The organism is Bradyrhizobium yuanmingense (assembly GCF_029167105.1).
Lineage (GTDB): Bacteria > Pseudomonadota > Alphaproteobacteria > Rhizobiales > Xanthobacteraceae > Bradyrhizobium > Bradyrhizobium yuanmingense_A.
In genome coordinates this window covers 305936-321852 of record NZ_JARFML010000005.1, presented here as the reverse complement: position 1 = coordinate 321852, position 15917 = coordinate 305936, and the positions used below count along the sequence as shown (strand labels likewise).

The following is a 15917-nucleotide window of genomic DNA, read 5'->3' as shown; positions in this document are numbered from 1 at the left end:
CGCCCCGGCAGCCCCGCCCCCGGCAGCCGCTGCGACGCCGGCCCCGGTTCAGACCGCCGATCCCTTTGGCCTCGAGACCATGCTCGAGTCGAAAAAGGTCGTGATGGTCAAGGGCACCGCCAATTGGGACTCCGCTTTCGACACGCTGATCGACGCCTTCAAGGCGTTGAACGCGCTGCTCGACAAGCAGGGCATCAAGCCATCGGGCAATTCGATGATCGTCTACACCTCGACGGACGATACCGGCTTCACCTTTCTTGCCGAGATCCCGGTCGATCAGGACCCGAAGAACCTGTCCAAGGACATGAGCATCGGCAAATCGCCTGAAGGCAAGGCGCTGAAATTCGTCCATCGCGGCTCCTACGACAACATGGACAATACGTATGAGGCGATCACCAATCATCTCGACGACAAGAGGCTGGAAGCCAAGGACACCTTCATCGAGGAGTACCTCACCGATCCCCTGAAGACGTCCGAGGACAAGCTCGTGATCAATGTTTTCGTGCCACTGAAGTGAGACTGATGAAAAAGCCTGCCCTACTTGCCGCCGTCCTCGCCACCACACTGCTCGCCGCGCCCGCGCGCGCCGAGGATTTTCCCTCCGCGATCTCGGTGAGCGGCGAAGCCTCGGTGTCCGCAGCGCCCGATCTCGCGCAAATCGATGCCGGTGTCGCGAGCGACGCCAAGACAGCGAAAGAGGCTTCCGATGCCAACAACGCCGCGATGGGCAAGGTGCTGCTGGCGCTGAAGAGCGCTGGCATCGCCGAGAAGGACTACCAGACCTCGCGGCTGTCGCTGCAGCCGCAATACGGCCAGAACAAATCCACCGGCGCCTCGCCGGTGGTCGGCTTCCGCGCGAGCAACCGCGTCACCGTCAAGATCCGCGACGTGACCAAGGTGGCCGGCATCATCGACACGCTGGTCGGCGCCGGCGCCAACGACATCGGCAATATCTCCTTCGAGGTGACGCAGGCCTCGAAGCTGCTTGATGATGCGCGCGAGCAGGCTGTGGCCGACGCGCGGCGCAAGGCGGAGATTTACGCGAAGGCTGCCGGTGTGACGCTGGGCGCGCCGCTCAGCGTCACCGAGGGCGGCGGCCCGGTGCCGCTGTTCAAGGGCCGCATGGCAGCGCCAATGGCCGCAGCCCCGCAGGCCGCAGTTGCGCCCGGCGAGGAGACGCTGACGGTGACGGTGAATGTGAGCTGGGCGATCAAGCAGGCGCAGTAGACGTAAGGGGCACACTGCGCGCTCCGATTTCGCTGTCGTCCCCGCCTAGTGCGCAATTGCGCACGTGGGGCGGGGGCCCATAACCACAGGCAGCGGTGTGGCGCGACGCTGGTCACTCCGAGTCTTCGCCAAACATCTCCCTGTGGTTATGGGTCCCGGGCTCGCGACTTTGTCGCGCCCCGGGACGACGAGCGGAGGTAAACCGCGCAGGCCGTCAGATCTCCACCACCTGCCCCGGCAGCATCGCAACGAACCGCTCCTGCGGAATCTTCGCTGCATCGAGCGCTTCGACCAGCGCTTTCGCCGGCGCGTCGATGGCTTCGTCGGTCAGCTGGAACGTGCCGTGGTGATGCCCGAGCGCGGCTTCCGCGCCGCAATCGGCCAGCGCCTTCACCGCATCTTCCGGGTTCATATGCTGGTCGCGCATGAACCAGCGCGGCTCGTAGGCGCCGATCGGGAGGATGGCGAGGCGCAGCTTGCCGTGCTTCTCGGCGACGCGGCGGAAATGACGGCCATCGCCGTAACCGGAATCGCAGACCACGTAGATCTTCCCGGCCGGCGTCTCCAGGACAAAGCTCGCCCACAGCGCCTTGTTGCGGTCGAACAGGCCGCGCGCGGTCCAGTGCCTTGTCGGCACCAGATGCACCGCGACGCCTTCGCCGAGCTCGACGCGGTCGTGCCAGTCGAACGCTTCCACCTTGATCGTGGAATCCCAGCTGCGCATGGTGACGTCGTTGCCGAGCGGGGTGACGACGCGCGGGGCGAAATTCTTGGTGAGCCGCGACAGCGTCGCGATGTCGAGATGGTCGTAGTGGCCGTGCGAGACCAGCACGACATCGATCTTCGGCAGCTTCTCGAACGCGATGCCGGGGTCGTTGTGCCGTTTCGGCCCGGCCCAGGCGACCGGCGAGACCCGCTCCGACCAGACCGGATCGACCAGGATGTTGAGGCCGCCGGCCTGGATCAGCCAGCTGGCGTGGCCGACGAAGGAGAGCCGCACCTTGTCGCCGTCGACCCGCTCCGGCGGGGTGTCGGCATGGGGACTGGGCGCCCAATCCGGCCAGGCCGCCCGCTGCCGCTTGCCGCCGAGCTGCCAGCGCAGCACCTCGCGCAACGATTTCGGCGGCGACCCGTCCGGGTCGAAGAAGGTCAGGCCGTCGAAATGGTCGGAGGCGGGACCGTCATAGGTTTTCATGCGGGATATCCAGAGGGAGGGGACGCCGACCAGCGCACCGGCTCCGGCGAATAGTCCGAAAAGGCGGCGGCGGGTGATCGGCACGGCGGGCTTCTAGGAATGGTCGGAGGGGTAAGACATCACCGCCTATATGGGCGGGGCTGGCGGAAAAGGAACCTGCGACCAAAAGGATCACGTTCTCAGAACCTTGCCTTACCAAGGGCGGGCCGACACCCTAACTTTCCTTGACTTTTGGGCGGGAGCGGCGTTTAACCCCGCCACTTTCTCGGAAAGGCTTTCTTTTCGACCCGCCGACCGGCCCTCGAGGCCGGAGGTCAACGCCCGACAGCGCTGTGCGCCCTCGGGCGCAAAGGTGTTTGGTTTTCTGCTCCCTCGCCCTGCTTTTGCGGGGAGAGGGTCGGGGTGAGGGGCTCTCTCCGCGCGTGGTGCGCGTAGATGGTCCCGTACCCCCTCACCCGCCGCCACAAGAGGGCGGCGACCTCCCCCCGCAGGCGGGAGAGGTAAGGAAGGACAACGGCATTGTTCGACAATCTGTCGGAACGGCTTGGTGGCATTCTCGATCGTCTGACGGGGCGCGGTGCGCTGACCGAAAAGGACGTCGACGCCGCGATGCGCGAGGTGCGCCGCGCACTGCTGGAGGCCGACGTCGCGCTCGAGGTGGTCCGCAGCTTCACCGAGCGCGTGCGCGAGCAGGCGATCGGCGCCACCGTCGTCAAGTCGGTCACCCCCGGCCAGATGGTGGTCAAGATCGTCCATGACGAGCTGGTCAACACACTGGGCGCCGAAGGCCAGACCATCGACGTCAATTCCGTGCCGCCGGTGCCGATCATGATGGTCGGCCTGCAGGGCTCCGGTAAGACCACCACCACCGCCAAGCTCGCCCGCCGCCTGGTCCAGCGCGACAAGCGCAAGGTCTTGATGGCCTCGCTCGACGTCTACCGTCCGGCGGCGATGGAGCAGCTGGCCGTGCTCGGCCGCGACCTCGACATTCCCACTTTGCCAATCGTTGCCGGCCAGCAACCGCCGCAGATCGCCAAACGCGCGCTGGAAGCCGGCAAGCTCGGCGGCTACGACATCGTGCTGCTCGACACCGCCGGCCGCACCACGCTCGACGAAGAGATGATGGCGGAGGCGGCCGCGATCAAAGCCGCGGCCAATCCGCATGAAGTGCTGCTGGTCGCGGACTCGCTCACCGGCCAGGACGCGGTGAATCTGGCGCGCTCGTTCGACCAGCGCGTCGGCCTCACCGGCATCGTGCTCACACGCGTTGACGGCGACGGTCGTGGCGGCGCCGCGCTGTCGATGCGCGCCGTCACCGGCAAGCCGATCAAGCTGATCGGCACCGGCGAAAAGACCGACGCGCTGGAAGACTTCCACCCCAACCGCATCGCCGGCCGCATCCTCGGCATGGGCGACGTGGTCTCGCTGGTCGAGCGCGCCGCCGCCAACATCGATGCCGAAAAAGCCGCGCGCACCGCCGAGCGCATGCGCAAGGGTCAGTTCGACCTCAACGACATGCGCGAGCAGCTGCTGCAGATGGCCAATATGGGCGGCATCAGCGGGCTGATGGGCATGATGCCCGGCATCTCCAAGATGAAGAACCAGATCGCGGCGGCCGGCATCGACGACAAGATTTTGAAGCGCCAGGTCGCGATCATCGATTCGATGACACGTGAGGAGCGGCGTCACCCTGACCTTCTGAAAGCCAGCCGCAAGAAGCGCATCGCGGCCGGCAGCGGCCAGAGCGTCGAGCACGTCAACAAGCTCTTGAAGATGCACCGGAACATGGCCGACGTGATGAAGGCCATGGGCTCAGGCAAGCGCGGCCCGCTCGCCGGCATCGCGCAGGCGATGGGTTTTGGCGGCGGCATGAAGATGCCGTCGCCGGAAGAGATGAAGGCGATGCAGGAAAAGATGCAGAGCGGCGGCGGGCAGGGCCTGCCCAGCCTGCCGAAGGATCTGCCGCCCGGTCTTCGCTCGGGCCTACCGAATTTGCCGGGGCTTACGGGCCTCAGCGGCAAGCCGACCCTTCCGGGTCTGGGCGGCTTCCCCGGCAAGAAAAAATGAGGAATTCGTCGCACGGGATCATCAGCATCCCAGGCGGCGCGGAAATACCAATCAACCGAACAAAACGTACTTTGAAGGAGAACTGAATGTCCGTCGTTATCCGCCTCGCCCGCGCAGGCACCAAGAAGCGTCCCGTCTATCACGTCGTCGTCGCCGATTCGCGCTTTCCGCGCGATGGCCGCTTCATCGAGCGTCTCGGCCATTTCAATCCGCTGCTGCCGAAGGACAACGAGACCCGCCTCAAGCTCGATATGGACAAGGTGAAGGCCTGGCTCGCCAAGGGCGCGCAGCCATCCGACCGCGTCGCGCGTTTCCTCGATGCCGCCGGCGTCAAGAAGCGCGAAGCCCGCAACAACCCCGAGAAGGCCGTGCCGCGCAAGGAGCGCAAGGCGCAGGCCGAAGCCGCCGCCAAGGCGTAAGGCCGGATCATGTCGGCGCTGGTCTGCGTCGCGCGGATCGGCGCCGCGCATGGTGTGCGCGGTGCGGTCAAGCTGTGGACCTTCACCGAGGATCCCTTCGCCATCAGCCGCTACGGACCGCTGTCGACCAAGGACGGCCGGCGCCAGTTCGAAATCGCAGCGGTGCGCGAGGCCAAAGATCATCTGGTCGCGACATTCAAGGGTGTCGCGACCCGCGATGAGGCCGAGCGCCTCAACGGCATCGAGCTCTACGTCGCGCGCGAAAAACTGCCCGCGACGGACGAGGACGAATATTACCACACCGATCTGATCGGGCTCGCCTGCGTCACAACTGATGGCGATGCGCTCGGCCGCGTCGTCGCGATCCATAATTTCGGCGCAGGCGACATCATCGAGATCGCGCCCCTCAAGGGCCCGACGATGCTGCTGCCGTTCTCCAACGCGGTGGTGCCGGAGGTCGATATCAAGGGCGGCCGCGTCGTCATCGCGCTGCCGCAGGAGATCGAGGGCGATCGGGACGAAGATCCCTCCGCGAGTCGTCCCGGCGAAGGCCGGGACCCATAACCACAGGCCGGAATTTTTCGCTAAGCTGATCGCTCCAGCCATCGCAATACGGGCTGCGGTGGTTATGGGTCCCGGGCTCGCGCTTCGCGCGCCCCGGGACGACGAGATTAGGATGCAATGACCAACCCCTCACCCTGGCGCGCGACGGTGCTGACGCTGTTTCCGGAGATGTTTCCGGGGCCGCTCGGCGTGAGCCTCGCCGGCCGGGCGCTCGCGTCCGGCCTCTGGCAGATCGAGGCGCGGGACATCCGGGCCTCCGCGACCGACCGCCATCGCAGCGTCGACGACACGCCTGCCGGCGGCGGCCCGGGCATGGTGTTGCGGGCGGACGTCCTGGCGGCGGCGATCGATGCCGCCGAGATCGCGCCTGAGCGTCCCCGCCTCCTGATGAGCCCGCGCGGTCGGCCATTGACCCAGGCCCGCGTCACAGAGCTCGCCCAAGGCCCCGGCCCCCTGATCGTCTGCGGGCGGTTCGAGGGGGTGGACCAGCGGGTGATCGACGGGCGCGGCCTGGAAGAGATCTCGATCGGCGATTACGTGCTGTCCGGGGGCGAAATCGCAGCTCTGGCCCTGATCGACGCCTGCGTCCGGCTGCTGCCGGGGGTGATGGGCAAGGAGGCCTCGGGAACCGAGGAAAGTTTTTCGGACGGCCTGCTCGAATACCCCCAATACACCCGCCCGCAGCTGTTCGAGGGGGTCCCGATCCCGGCCACCCTCACCTCCGGCGACCACGCCAAGGTGGCCGCCTGGCGGCGGGCCGAATCCGAGGCCCTGACGGCCGCCCGGCGCCCGGATTTGTGGGAAAAGGCCGCGAATCGGAGGAGCGGCCAAAAATCGCCAAAAAACAAGACAGACGGGTGACAAACGCTCCGGCTTGCCTTATAGGAGCGGCCAAATCCGCAATGGCTGGATAGACGAATTTTGCGCAGCCCCCCGTTTCCAGGGCTGGGCGCGCCGATGGAGATTTACCCATGAACCTGATCCAACAGCTTGAAAAAGAGCAGTTCGAGAAGCTCTCCGCAACGAAGGACATCCCGGAATTCGCCCCCGGCGACACCGTGATCGTCAACGTGAAGGTCGTCGAAGGCGACCGCACCCGCGTGCAGGCCTATGAGGGCGTCTGCATCGGTCGTTCCGGCGGTGGCCTCAACGAGAGCTTCACCGTGCGCAAGATCTCCTATGGCGAGGGCGTCGAGCGCGTGTTCCCGCTGCTCTCCCCGATGATCGACTCGATCAAGGTGGTGCGCCGCGGCAAGGTGCGTCGCGCCAAGCTCTATTATCTCCGCAACCTGCGCGGCAAGTCGGCCCGCATCGTCGAGAAGCAGGACCGCGCTGCTGCCGTCGGCGAGTAAGCTTCGCCACCAGGCAAGTCGTTCGAAAGCGCGGGGCTCGGCTCCGCGCTTTTTTGTTGGCTCTGCTGTCATTGCGAGGAGCGCTTGCGACGAAGCAATCCAGACCGTCTCCGCGGATGCATTTCTGGATTGCTTCGCGGAGCCCGTCGTCGGGCCGCGCTGAGCGCGGACCTGGTGGCTCGCAATGACGAGCTGAAACTCTCGCGCTTTAGCTTCCGCGTGCTATATAGCTTCTAGAATGTTTCCAGATCCGACCAGCTTCGCCCCCATCCAGCGCATCGTCATCGACGATCGCTCGCGGCTGCCTGGCCGGTTCTTCGGACGCTTCGCGACCTCGGCAACGTCAGAGCTTAGCCGCGCAGCCTGAAAGCTGCGCTGACGATTTTGTTGCCCGCGCGCTCTGCCGCGCTCATCGCTGACACACATTCTCCGGAGCTCGAGCTCATGTCCAAGCCGACCACATTGTACGACAAGATCTGGAACGACCATCTGGTGCACGAAGCCGAGGACGGCACCTGCCTGCTCTACATCGACCGCCACCTGGTGCACGAGGTGACCTCGCCGCAGGCGTTCGAAGGCCTGCGCGCGACGGGGCGCAAAGTCCACGCGCCCGAGAAGACGCTGGCCGTCGTCGACCACAACGTGCCGACCACCGACCGCACCAAGCCGAATCCCGACCCTGAAAGCATCGAGCAGATCAAGGCGCTGGCCGAGAACGCCAAGGAATTCGGCATCGAATATTACAACGAGTTCGACAAGCGCCAGGGCATCGTCCACGTCATCGGCCCCGAGCAGGGTTTTACGCTGCCCGGCACCACCATCGTCTGCGGTGACAGCCACACCTCGACGCATGGCGCATTCGGCGCGCTCGCGCACGGTATCGGCACATCCGAGGTCGAGCATGTGCTGGCGACGCAGACGCTGATCCAGAAGAAGGCCAAGAACATGCGCGTCACCGTCGACGGCAAATTGCCGGATGGCGTGACGGGCAAGGACATCATCCTGGCCATCATCGGCGAGATCGGCACCGCCGGCGGCACCGGCTACGTGCTGGAATATGCCGGCGAGGCGATCCGCGCGCTCTCGATGGAAGGCCGCATGACGGTCTGCAACATGTCGATCGAAGGCGGCGCGCGCGCCGGCCTGGTCGCGCCGGACCAGAAGGCATTCGACTTCCTGCGCGACCGCCCCAAGGCGCCGAAGGGCGCGGCCTGGGATGCGGCGATGCGCTATTGGGAGAACTTGCACTCCGACGAGGGCGCGCATTTCGACCACGAGCTGCGCCTCGATGCGGCAAAGCTGCCGCCGATCGTGACCTGGGGTACCTCGCCTGAAGACGTCATCTCCGTGACCGGCATCGTGCCCGACCCTGATAAGATCGCGGACGAGGCCAAGCGCATCTCCAAGCATCGCGCGCTGAAGTACATGGGCCTGACCGCGGGCACCAAGATCACGGACATCAAGCTCGACCGCGTCTTCATCGGCTCCTGCACCAACGGCCGCATCGAGGATCTGCGCGCGGCCGCGAAGATCGCGGAAGGCAAGACCGTCAACGCCAACGTCAACGCCATGGTCGTGCCGGGCTCCGGCATCGTGAAGGAGCAGGCGGAAGCCGAGGGCCTCGACAAGATCTTCATCAAGGCCGGCTTCGAATGGCGCGAGCCGGGCTGCTCGATGTGCCTTGCCATGAACCCGGACAAGCTGAAGCCGGAAGAGCGCTGCGCCTCGACCTCGAACCGCAATTTCGAGGGCCGTCAGGGCTTCAAGGGCCGCACCCATCTGGTGTCGCCGGCGATGGCGGCGGCGGCGGCGATCGCGGGTCACTTCGTCGACGTCAGGGACTGGCGCTAAGCCGGTTCCTGCAATTGTAGCGATCGCGGCAAAGCGTCGTTAATCGGCGGCGCCGACGATGTCCTCGCGACGGTTTCGCGAGGACACGTCATGGCCAACAAGCCGGAATATGTCGATCTCATCAGCGAGGCCACGCGCCAGCACCGGCGACGCGCACCGTTGCGCATCGTCGCGAGGCCGGAGGTCGGGGAGACCTCCAAGCTCAGCCGCTGGCCACCGGCGATGTTCAAGCAATGGAAGCTGGAGAATCTGATGCGGTGGAAGGCTTCGTCGTGGAAGCTGAAGGATTGGCTTTAGGCGACCCAACACCGACGTCATTCCGGGATGGCGCGGAAGCGCCAGACCCGGAATCTCGAGATCCTCAGGTGTGCGCAAGCGCGCACCTGAGTTCTCGCTCCGCGAGCCCCGGGATGACGTCAACCTACATCATCAATAGTACCGGTACGGATAGTGCCAGCGCGGCCAGTGGCAGACGCGGCGCGGGCCGTAATAGGTCCAGATGATCCGGCAGCGGCGCGGGTAGTGATAGGAGGGATAGTAGCCGCCGACATAATAGCGGCGGTGGACGTGACGATAGCCGTAATGGGGGCGATGATGGCCCCAGTGCCGGTGGACCCCGCCATATCCGCCGTAGCGAAAGCCGCCATGGCGATGGATGCCGACATGTCTGTGGTGAAAGGCCGGCGCGGCACGGAAGCCGCCGCCATGAAAACCGCGGCCGATATGTCCGCCGCCGCCGCGAAAACCGCCGCCGTGAAAATGCCCGCCGCCACGATGTCCGCCATGCCCACCCTGGCGAACCTGCGTGACGAGATCCTCGGTCGCGACCTTCGCCGCGAGCGACGTGGCCGGATTGATCAACGTGAGCGCTTCAGCGCGACGCGCGCTGCCGGCCGACAGCATCAGCGTCGCGGCGGCCGCAAGCCCGAGCAGGCGCACCGAGCCGACCCCGCGGCCAAACATCCTCAGCATGGAATCCTCCCTGAATCCGGACAGCAGAGCTGCAACGTCTCGGCCGCGCCATTGCCGTTCAATTGCGGTCGCTGCCGGGATCAAGTTGCGGACAGCGATGTGAACGCGCCATGAATGAACAAGGCGCGGCGGCGCGCTGCGACGCCGTGCCTCGCGCGATCGCAAAGCCGACGCGGCGCCTTACCAGAAGGGCCCGTAGGTGAAGACGAACGGTGCCGGCACGCCGTAGGGATAGGGACGATAGGAGACAGGCCGCGCGTAGTACCGCGGATCGCGGCGCAGAGCAGGCCGCCCAATGTCACGGGCTCGCGCGTGTCGCACATCGAAAACCGCGATCCCCGCCGACGCCTCCGGGATCGTCGCCCTTGGCGCGGCGGACGCGCGAGGCAGTCCGGCGGCCAGCGCGGCGGCAATTGCCAATGCGATCCATCTCGCCATCACACCCTCACGAGGTCGCTGCGAAGTCAGCCCCGGCGCCAGTAGCAGCTCACGCGCGGCACGATCACCGTGCCGCTCGGCCGGTACTCCTGCACATAGGTGGCGTTGCAGACCCGGACCGCGTCGGGGCCGGGATTGTAGCGGGGATAGATGCCATCCGGGCTGTAATAGGGCGTGACGCGCAGGCGCGGTCGCTTCCGCGGCGGGGGGACATCGTCCGGCGAGACCAGTTGGGCCATCCGGATTCCGGAACTGGTGGCGGTCTGCGCCTCGGCACCAACGCAAGACTGCGAAAACAACCCCATGCACAGTAGAGTCAGCGCTGTTTTCGTTCGCATTTTTCCGCCCACCCTGAACCGTCCCATCGATCGCCCCACGCTCCCCGTTTTGGCGGCGCCCGTCAACCTCGCCGCGCTTATAAAGCCAGATGCATCAGCGGGAAACCCGCGCTAAGAGGTGCTCATGTGGACGGAATTGAAAGCCCCTTCGCTCGCCGAGATGGAGGCGATGGCTCACGATGTGTTTGAGCGCCTGCCGGCGGAGTTTCGCAAGCTCTGCGAGGGCGTGATCGTCCGAGTCGACGACTTCCCGACCGAGGAGGTCCTGGACGAGATGGAATGCGAGAGCGAGTTCGATCTGCTCGGCCTGTTCCAGGGCGTCGGCCTGCCCCAGCAGAGCTTTGGCGACGTAGCGCGGCTGCCCAACATGGTCTGGCTCTACCGCCGTCCGATCCTGGACTATTGGGCCGAGCACGACGAAAGCCTCGGCCACATCGTCCGCCACGTCCTGATCCACGAGATCGGCCACCATTTCGGCCTGTCGGACGACGATATGGCCGCGATCGAGGCTAAGGCGGAGTAAGGGCCGCCAAGCAGACGAGCCCTGCCCAATTCGGCCTAGGATTCAGGCCCCGGACACGATAAATAGCGGCTCCCTGAACCACGTGCGGAAAGCGCAACCATGGACAAGTTCACCACGCTGGAAGGCGTCGCGGCGCCGCTGAAGATCATCAATGTCGACACCGACATGATCATTCCGAAGCAGTACCTCAAGACCATCAAGCGCACCGGCCTTGGCAAGGGGCTCTTCTCCGAGCAGCGCTACAAGGACGACGGCAGCGAGAACCCGGACTTCGTGCTCAACCAGCCCGCCTATCGCAATGCGAAGGTGCTGGTCGCCGGCGACAATTTCGGCTGCGGCTCCAGCCGCGAGCACGCGCCCTGGGCGCTGCTCGACTTCGGCATCCGCTGCGTGATCTCGACCTCGTTCGGCGACATCTTCTACAACAATTGCTTCAAGAACGGCATTCTGCCGATCCGTGTCAGCCAAGAAGACCTCGACAAGCTGTTCGACGACGCCGAGCGCGGCGCCAATGCGACGCTGACGATCGACCTGCCGAACCAGGAGATCCGCGGTCCCGACGGCGGCAAGGTCAAGTTCGAGATCGATCCGTTCCGCAAGCACTGCCTGATCAACGGCCTCGACGACATCGGCCTCACCATGGAGAAGAAGGCCTCGATCGACTCCTACGAGGACAAGCTCAAGCGCGAACGCGCCTGGGCCTGATCGCAAGTTTTGTTTGAGCCCCGGTGCCGCAAGCGCCGGGGCTTTTTCTTTGCCTTGCTTATCCCGTATAGCTGCACACATGCTGCCCGAGATCGTCACCTTCTGGCACGGCCCGATGGATGCGCTGCGCCAGACCTGTCTGCGCTCGCAATTGGCTGCCGGCCACAAGGTCACGGTCTACAGCTTCGACACCATTCCCGGGCTGCCGGCCGGCGTCGCAAATGCCGAGGCCGAGGCGATCCTGCCGCACGCGTTCTCCGAACGCCTGCGGCCGCCGCAGCCGGACGGCAGCTGGCGCGACTGGACCATTCTGCAGTTCAGCGACTTCTTCCGCATGAAGCTGATGGCGAAGGGCCTCGGCCTCTGGCTGGACGCCGACGTGCTGCTGCTCAAGCCCGTCGAGATCGATCCGGCAAAGCCCTACTTCGCCTGGGAGCGGCCGCGCCAGCTCGGCAATTCCGTGCTCTATCTGCCGCCCGCGCACGGCATCGTCGCCGCCTTCGAGGAGCTGATGGAGCAGGAGGAGCTGACGCCGAACTGGCTGTCGCTGCGCCACCGCATCACCTTCATGATGCGCCGCCTGCGCGGCGGCTCGAACCGGCTCGCCGATATTCGCGTCGCGATCTACGGGCCCGCGGCACTCACTGCGCTGGCGCGCCGCACCGGTGAGTTGCAGAACGCATTGCCGAAGCAATCGTTCTACGCCGTGCATGCCGAGCCAAAACTGTTCTTCGATCCCTCGAGCTATCTCGGCCTGGTCACCGACCCCGCCATCATCGGCCTGCACATCTCGCCGAAGGGACGCGGCGGCGAGAAGCCGATTCCGGGCAGCCTGTATGCCTGGGCGACGGAGCGGTTCAGGTAGCTCTCCTTTACCTTGAACGATCGCATAACAGCGTAAGAGGTCGTCATGCCCGGGCTTGTCCCGCCTGCGCGGTCGAAGCCGCTTCGGCGAGGCGAAGGCCCGGGCATCCACGTTCTTTGCACTGCGCAGCAAGACGTGGATGGCCGGGTCAAGCCCGCCATGACGATGTGGTAGGAATTGTGCACTCCCTACGATCATCGTGCCCATCCCAGACACGCTGCAGCGCGTCCGGGACACGAGAGCCATGTCCGTATCGCATTTCCTATTTGATCCAGCGCAACGCGCTTCTGCATCATTGTGCTTATCTCGCTCCAATTCCGATCGTCCGAATGGAGCTTTCCATGAGCACCGCAACCAGGCCCTATCCCATCGTCCAGGATCTCATCGAGTCGTTCGCGAACTGGGTGAAGCACCGCCGCGAGATCAACGAGATGCGGCAGCTCGACCGCGCCGATTTCGACCGGATTGCCAATGATCTCAGGATCGCGCCCGACGATCTGGAGGAGCTGGTCCGTCACGGCCAGCACGCCGCCGACGAGCTGCCGAAGATGCTCGAACAGCTCGGCATCAGCACTGAGGCGCTCGGCCGCGCGCAGCCGCTGCTGCTGCGCGACCTCGAGCGGGTCTGCTCGCTCTGCAATCACAAGGGACAGTGCGACCGCGATCTCGCTGACGGCACCGCCGCGGAGAATTACCACGGCTATTGCGCCAATGCCTCGACGCTGGAGACGCTCGAGCGCGCCGAACACGCCCCGCGGTGAGGCACCTGCGTTACTCGATCCAGTTCGGCGCGTAAGCCATCCCCTGGCTCTGCGCCGTATCGTGATTGATCCAGATTTCGGCGTTCTCGACGCGTAGCAGCTCGACCACCTTGGCCATCGACGCAATAGTCGCCTGCGGGTCGGCATTGAACGATGGCACGCGCATGTGCCGGAGGTTCTCTCCGTTGTGCGCGACGTCGCCGCTCAGCAGCACGGCGCCGCGCCGCGGCAGCCTTGCCATCAGCGAGCAATGCCCGGGCGTATGACCGGGCGTGAAGATCATGCGCACCGCGCCGTCGCCAAATATGTCGTGGTCGCCATCGACGATCTCGAAAGGCCGCTCCTGCAACGCCTTGTAATGCTGCAGCGAGTAGCCGAACTCGTCGGGGTCAGGTCCGAACATGGCTTCGAACTCGGCCCGCTGAGCGATCCATCTTGCGTTTTCGAACAGGTCGACATTTCCGACGTGATCGAAATGCGCGTGAGAGAGGAGGATCGTGCCGATATCGCGGGGTCGCACCCCGATTTCATCCAACTGATCCGCGAGAGGGCGGCGCACGATGCCGCGTATGCCGTGTGCGATGATGCGCCCTTCCGGAACCTTCGCCAGCTCATCCGCTATTCCCGTATCCCAGATCAGCCACTCACCGCGGTGGCGGATGAGATAGGCATTGCAGCTCAGCGTCATGGGAATGTCGACATTGATGCCGGGAGAATAGATCGAACCGTCTTCGACCTGCGCAATGCCTCCGTCGAGGATGTAGATCCGGTCGATTGTCGCCATTCGAAAACTCTTCAAGCCGCCGATTCGACGCGCCGCTTCGCCTCGCGCATGTCGCGCCCCGGCGGCATGCCGAACAATCGGCAATATTCCCGCGTGAACTGCGTGACGCTTTCATAGCCGACCCGATGAGAGGCGACTGCGATGCTTGCGCCATCGGCCAGCATGGTGCGGCGCGCCTCGATCAGACGAAGCTGCTTCTGGAACTGAAGCGGGGTCAGCGACGTGATGCTGCGAAAATGCAGGTGAAATGCCGACTGGCTCATCCCTGCGGCCTTGGCGAGCCGGTCGACACGCAAAGGCTTGGCGTAGTCGGCGCGGATGATCGCAACGGCACGGCCGATCCGCTGCGCATGGCTGTCGGCCATGCCGAGCGCCCTGATGGCGCCACCGTGCCGACCGGCCAGCAGCCAATAATGCAGCTCCCGCAGCACTTGGCTCTGGAGGATCGAGGCGGACGAGGGCCGATCGATCAGGCGCAACAACCGCAGCGCCGCATCGCTCACATCCCGCTCCGTCGGCTCGACCCGAAGTGGCTGCGACGGAACATAAGGCGCGGCCCCCATCTCGACGACCAGCCCCTCGATGACGATGGGATCGAGCTCGACGACGAGCGACAAATAGGGCACCGCGGCTGTGGCGCGCGTGATCTGGCTGACCGTCGGCACGTCGCTCGAGATCACCAGCGAATCGCCCGCACCCAGGTCGAACGACGTGGCGCCGACCGCAACACGCTTGGCACCTTGCAGCACCAAGGCGATTAGGGGCTTGCAAATCGCAAATTGCAGCGCGCTCGGCGCGGTCTCGCGAATGATCGAGATGCCGGCGAAAGGCGTTGAGGCAAGGCCTTTGTCGTCGGCGTGAGCTGCGGCGTAACGGCTGGCGATCTGGAGCAACGTTTCTGTCACGCGCCCAATCTAGGCCGAGCCAGGCACGCGAGCAATTGCCGGCGGGCGATCGGGCAAGAAGACGGGAGTTTCAGGCAAGCCTGTGGCCGGCCGCATTCCTGGAGGATTGGGCAAGACGATCACAGGATCCGGCAACATCGGATGCTCGATCACAGGCAGAAAGGGCCCACCGAAACTTCACGAGGAGGCTCCAAATGCCCACCATTTCTCTCGTCACCGGCGCCAGCCGGGGCCTTGGCCGCAATACCGCAATCGCCATCGCGCGTCGCGGCGGCGACGTCATCGTGACCTATCGCAGCGGCGGCGCCGCCGCCCGCGAGGTCGTCACCGAGATCGAGGCGCTCGGCCGAAAAGCGGTCGCGCTCCAACTCGACGTCACCTCCGTATCGACCTTTCCGGCGTTCGCCGCAAAGGTCCGGTCGGCGCTGGCGGAGCACTGGCACACCGAGAGGTTCGATCATCTCGTCAACAATGCCGGCCAGGGCGAAATGGCCGCCTTGGCCGAAACGACGGAGCAGCAGTTCGACGCGCTCTTCGACACCCATGTCAAAGGGCCGTTCTTTCTGACCCAGGCCTTGCTGCCGCTGCTTGCCGACAATGGCCGGATCGTCAACTTCTCGAGCGGGCTGACACGCGTGTCTTTCCCCGGCTTCTCGGCCTATGCCGCTGCCAAGGGCGCGATCGAGGTTCTGACCGTCTACATGGCAAAAGAATTCGGCGAACGCGGCATCACCGCCAACGTCGTCGCGCCGGGCGCGATCGAGACCGACTTCCTCGGCGGCGCCGTCCGCGACATGCCGGATTTGAACAAGCAGTTCGCACAAATGACCGCGCTTGGCCGCGTCGGTGTGCCCGACGATATCGGGCCGATGGTCGCGAGCCTGCTCGGTCCCGACAACCGCTGGGTCACGGCGCAGCGCATCGAGGTGTCCGGCGGACAGACGATCTGAG

Annotated in this window: 20 protein-coding genes; 14 read left to right on the top strand and 6 right to left on the bottom strand. The window is 65.2% G+C overall.

What is annotated here, in order from left to right; translation table 11 throughout:
* Positions 1-517: GyrI-like domain-containing protein (locus P0R31_RS09665; RefSeq protein WP_275513865.1), on the top strand; the 517-nt coding region annotated here is incomplete at its 5' end.
* A gap of 5 nt (positions 518-522) precedes the next feature.
* Positions 523-1227: an SIMPL domain-containing protein gene (locus tag P0R31_RS09660; protein ID WP_275513864.1), complete on the top strand. Its 705-nt coding sequence runs from the start codon at positions 523-525 to the stop codon at positions 1225-1227.
* 214 nt (positions 1228-1441) lie between these two features.
* Here P0R31_RS09660 and P0R31_RS09655 read toward each other — a convergent pair whose 3' ends face one another.
* A complete protein-coding gene (locus P0R31_RS09655) occupies positions 1442-2506 on the bottom strand; it encodes an MBL fold metallo-hydrolase (protein ID WP_275513863.1) in 1065 nt (354 codons plus the stop codon).
* A 435-nt stretch (positions 2507-2941) separates the two neighbouring features.
* On the opposite strand from P0R31_RS09655, the gene ffh reads away from it, so the two are divergent.
* The 7 genes from ffh to P0R31_RS09620 all read left to right on the top strand — a co-directional run bounded on the left by ffh (position 2942) and on the right by P0R31_RS09620 (position 8972).
* Entirely contained in the window at positions 2942-4489 is a 1548-nt protein-coding gene (ffh, locus tag P0R31_RS09650; RefSeq protein WP_275513862.1) for a signal recognition particle protein, read from the top strand.
* An 86-nt stretch (positions 4490-4575) separates the two neighbouring features.
* Positions 4576-4908 carry a 30S ribosomal protein S16 gene (gene rpsP, locus P0R31_RS09645; protein WP_025032875.1) on the top strand — a complete coding sequence of 111 codons (333 nt, stop codon included), beginning with the start codon at positions 4576-4578 and terminating at the stop codon, positions 4906-4908.
* Between the two features lie 6 nt (positions 4909-4914).
* Positions 4915-5472 (top strand): ribosome maturation factor RimM, encoded by a 558-nt coding sequence (gene rimM, locus P0R31_RS09640; RefSeq protein WP_275513875.1) that lies wholly within the window; start codon positions 4915-4917, stop codon positions 5470-5472.
* Between the two features lie 117 nt (positions 5473-5589).
* Positions 5590-6333, top strand: a complete 744-nt coding sequence (trmD, locus tag P0R31_RS09635; RefSeq protein ID WP_275513861.1) for a tRNA (guanosine(37)-N1)-methyltransferase TrmD — start codon at positions 5590-5592, stop codon at positions 6331-6333.
* 110 nt (positions 6334-6443) lie between these two features.
* A complete protein-coding gene (rplS, locus tag P0R31_RS09630; protein WP_275513860.1) occupies positions 6444-6824 on the top strand; it encodes a 50S ribosomal protein L19 in 381 nt (126 codons plus the stop codon).
* Between the two features lie 444 nt (positions 6825-7268).
* Entirely contained in the window at positions 7269-8675 is a 1407-nt protein-coding gene (gene leuC / locus P0R31_RS09625) for a 3-isopropylmalate dehydratase large subunit (RefSeq protein WP_275513859.1), read from the top strand.
* 90 nt (positions 8676-8765) lie between these two features.
* On the top strand, positions 8766-8972 hold the full coding sequence (locus P0R31_RS09620; protein WP_275513858.1) for a hypothetical protein: 207 nt from the start codon (positions 8766-8768) through the stop codon (positions 8970-8972).
* A 132-nt stretch (positions 8973-9104) separates the two neighbouring features.
* Here the strand turns inward: P0R31_RS09620 and P0R31_RS09615 are convergent, their stop codons facing one another.
* From P0R31_RS09615 to P0R31_RS09605, 3 genes are all read right to left on the bottom strand, one after another.
* Positions 9105-9647, bottom strand: a complete 543-nt coding sequence (locus tag P0R31_RS09615) for a hypothetical protein (protein ID WP_275513857.1) — start codon at positions 9645-9647, stop codon at positions 9105-9107.
* Positions 9648-9827: 180 nt separating this feature from the next.
* Complete coding sequence (locus tag P0R31_RS09610; RefSeq protein ID WP_275513856.1) at positions 9828-10085, bottom strand: hypothetical protein; 258 nt, start codon at positions 10083-10085, stop codon at positions 9828-9830.
* Between the two features lie 26 nt (positions 10086-10111).
* Positions 10112-10390, bottom strand: coding sequence for a hypothetical protein (locus tag P0R31_RS09605; protein ID WP_275513874.1), 279 nt, complete (start codon positions 10388-10390; stop codon positions 10112-10114).
* A gap of 157 nt (positions 10391-10547) precedes the next feature.
* Here P0R31_RS09605 and P0R31_RS09600 point away from each other — a divergent pair, with 157 nt between their 5' ends.
* The 4 genes from P0R31_RS09600 (at position 10548) to P0R31_RS09585 (ending at position 13277) form a co-directional block, all read left to right on the top strand.
* On the top strand, positions 10548-10946 hold the full coding sequence (locus tag P0R31_RS09600) for a metallopeptidase family protein (RefSeq protein ID WP_275513855.1): 399 nt from the start codon (positions 10548-10550) through the stop codon (positions 10944-10946).
* Positions 10947-11045: 99 nt separating this feature from the next.
* Positions 11046-11651: a 3-isopropylmalate dehydratase small subunit gene (gene leuD, locus P0R31_RS09595; RefSeq protein ID WP_027573022.1), complete on the top strand. Its 606-nt coding sequence runs from the start codon at positions 11046-11048 to the stop codon at positions 11649-11651.
* Positions 11652-11730: 79 nt separating this feature from the next.
* Positions 11731-12516 (top strand): hypothetical protein, encoded by a 786-nt coding sequence (locus P0R31_RS09590; RefSeq protein WP_275513854.1) that lies wholly within the window; start codon positions 11731-11733, stop codon positions 12514-12516.
* A 341-nt stretch (positions 12517-12857) separates the two neighbouring features.
* Complete coding sequence (locus P0R31_RS09585; protein ID WP_275513853.1) at positions 12858-13277, top strand: hypothetical protein; 420 nt, start codon at positions 12858-12860, stop codon at positions 13275-13277.
* 10 nt (positions 13278-13287) lie between these two features.
* On the opposite strand, the gene P0R31_RS09580 is transcribed toward P0R31_RS09585, so the two are convergent.
* Entirely contained in the window at positions 13288-14061 is a 774-nt protein-coding gene (locus P0R31_RS09580) for an N-acyl homoserine lactonase family protein (protein ID WP_430516814.1), read from the bottom strand.
* 11 nt (positions 14062-14072) lie between these two features.
* Positions 14073-14966 (bottom strand): AraC family transcriptional regulator, encoded by an 894-nt coding sequence (locus tag P0R31_RS09575; protein WP_275513851.1) that lies wholly within the window; start codon positions 14964-14966, stop codon positions 14073-14075.
* A gap of 194 nt (positions 14967-15160) precedes the next feature.
* On the opposite strand from P0R31_RS09575, the gene P0R31_RS09570 reads away from it, so the two are divergent.
* Positions 15161-15916, top strand: coding sequence for an SDR family NAD(P)-dependent oxidoreductase (locus P0R31_RS09570; protein ID WP_275513850.1), 756 nt, complete (start codon positions 15161-15163; stop codon positions 15914-15916).
* Position 15917: the final 1 nt, after the last annotated feature.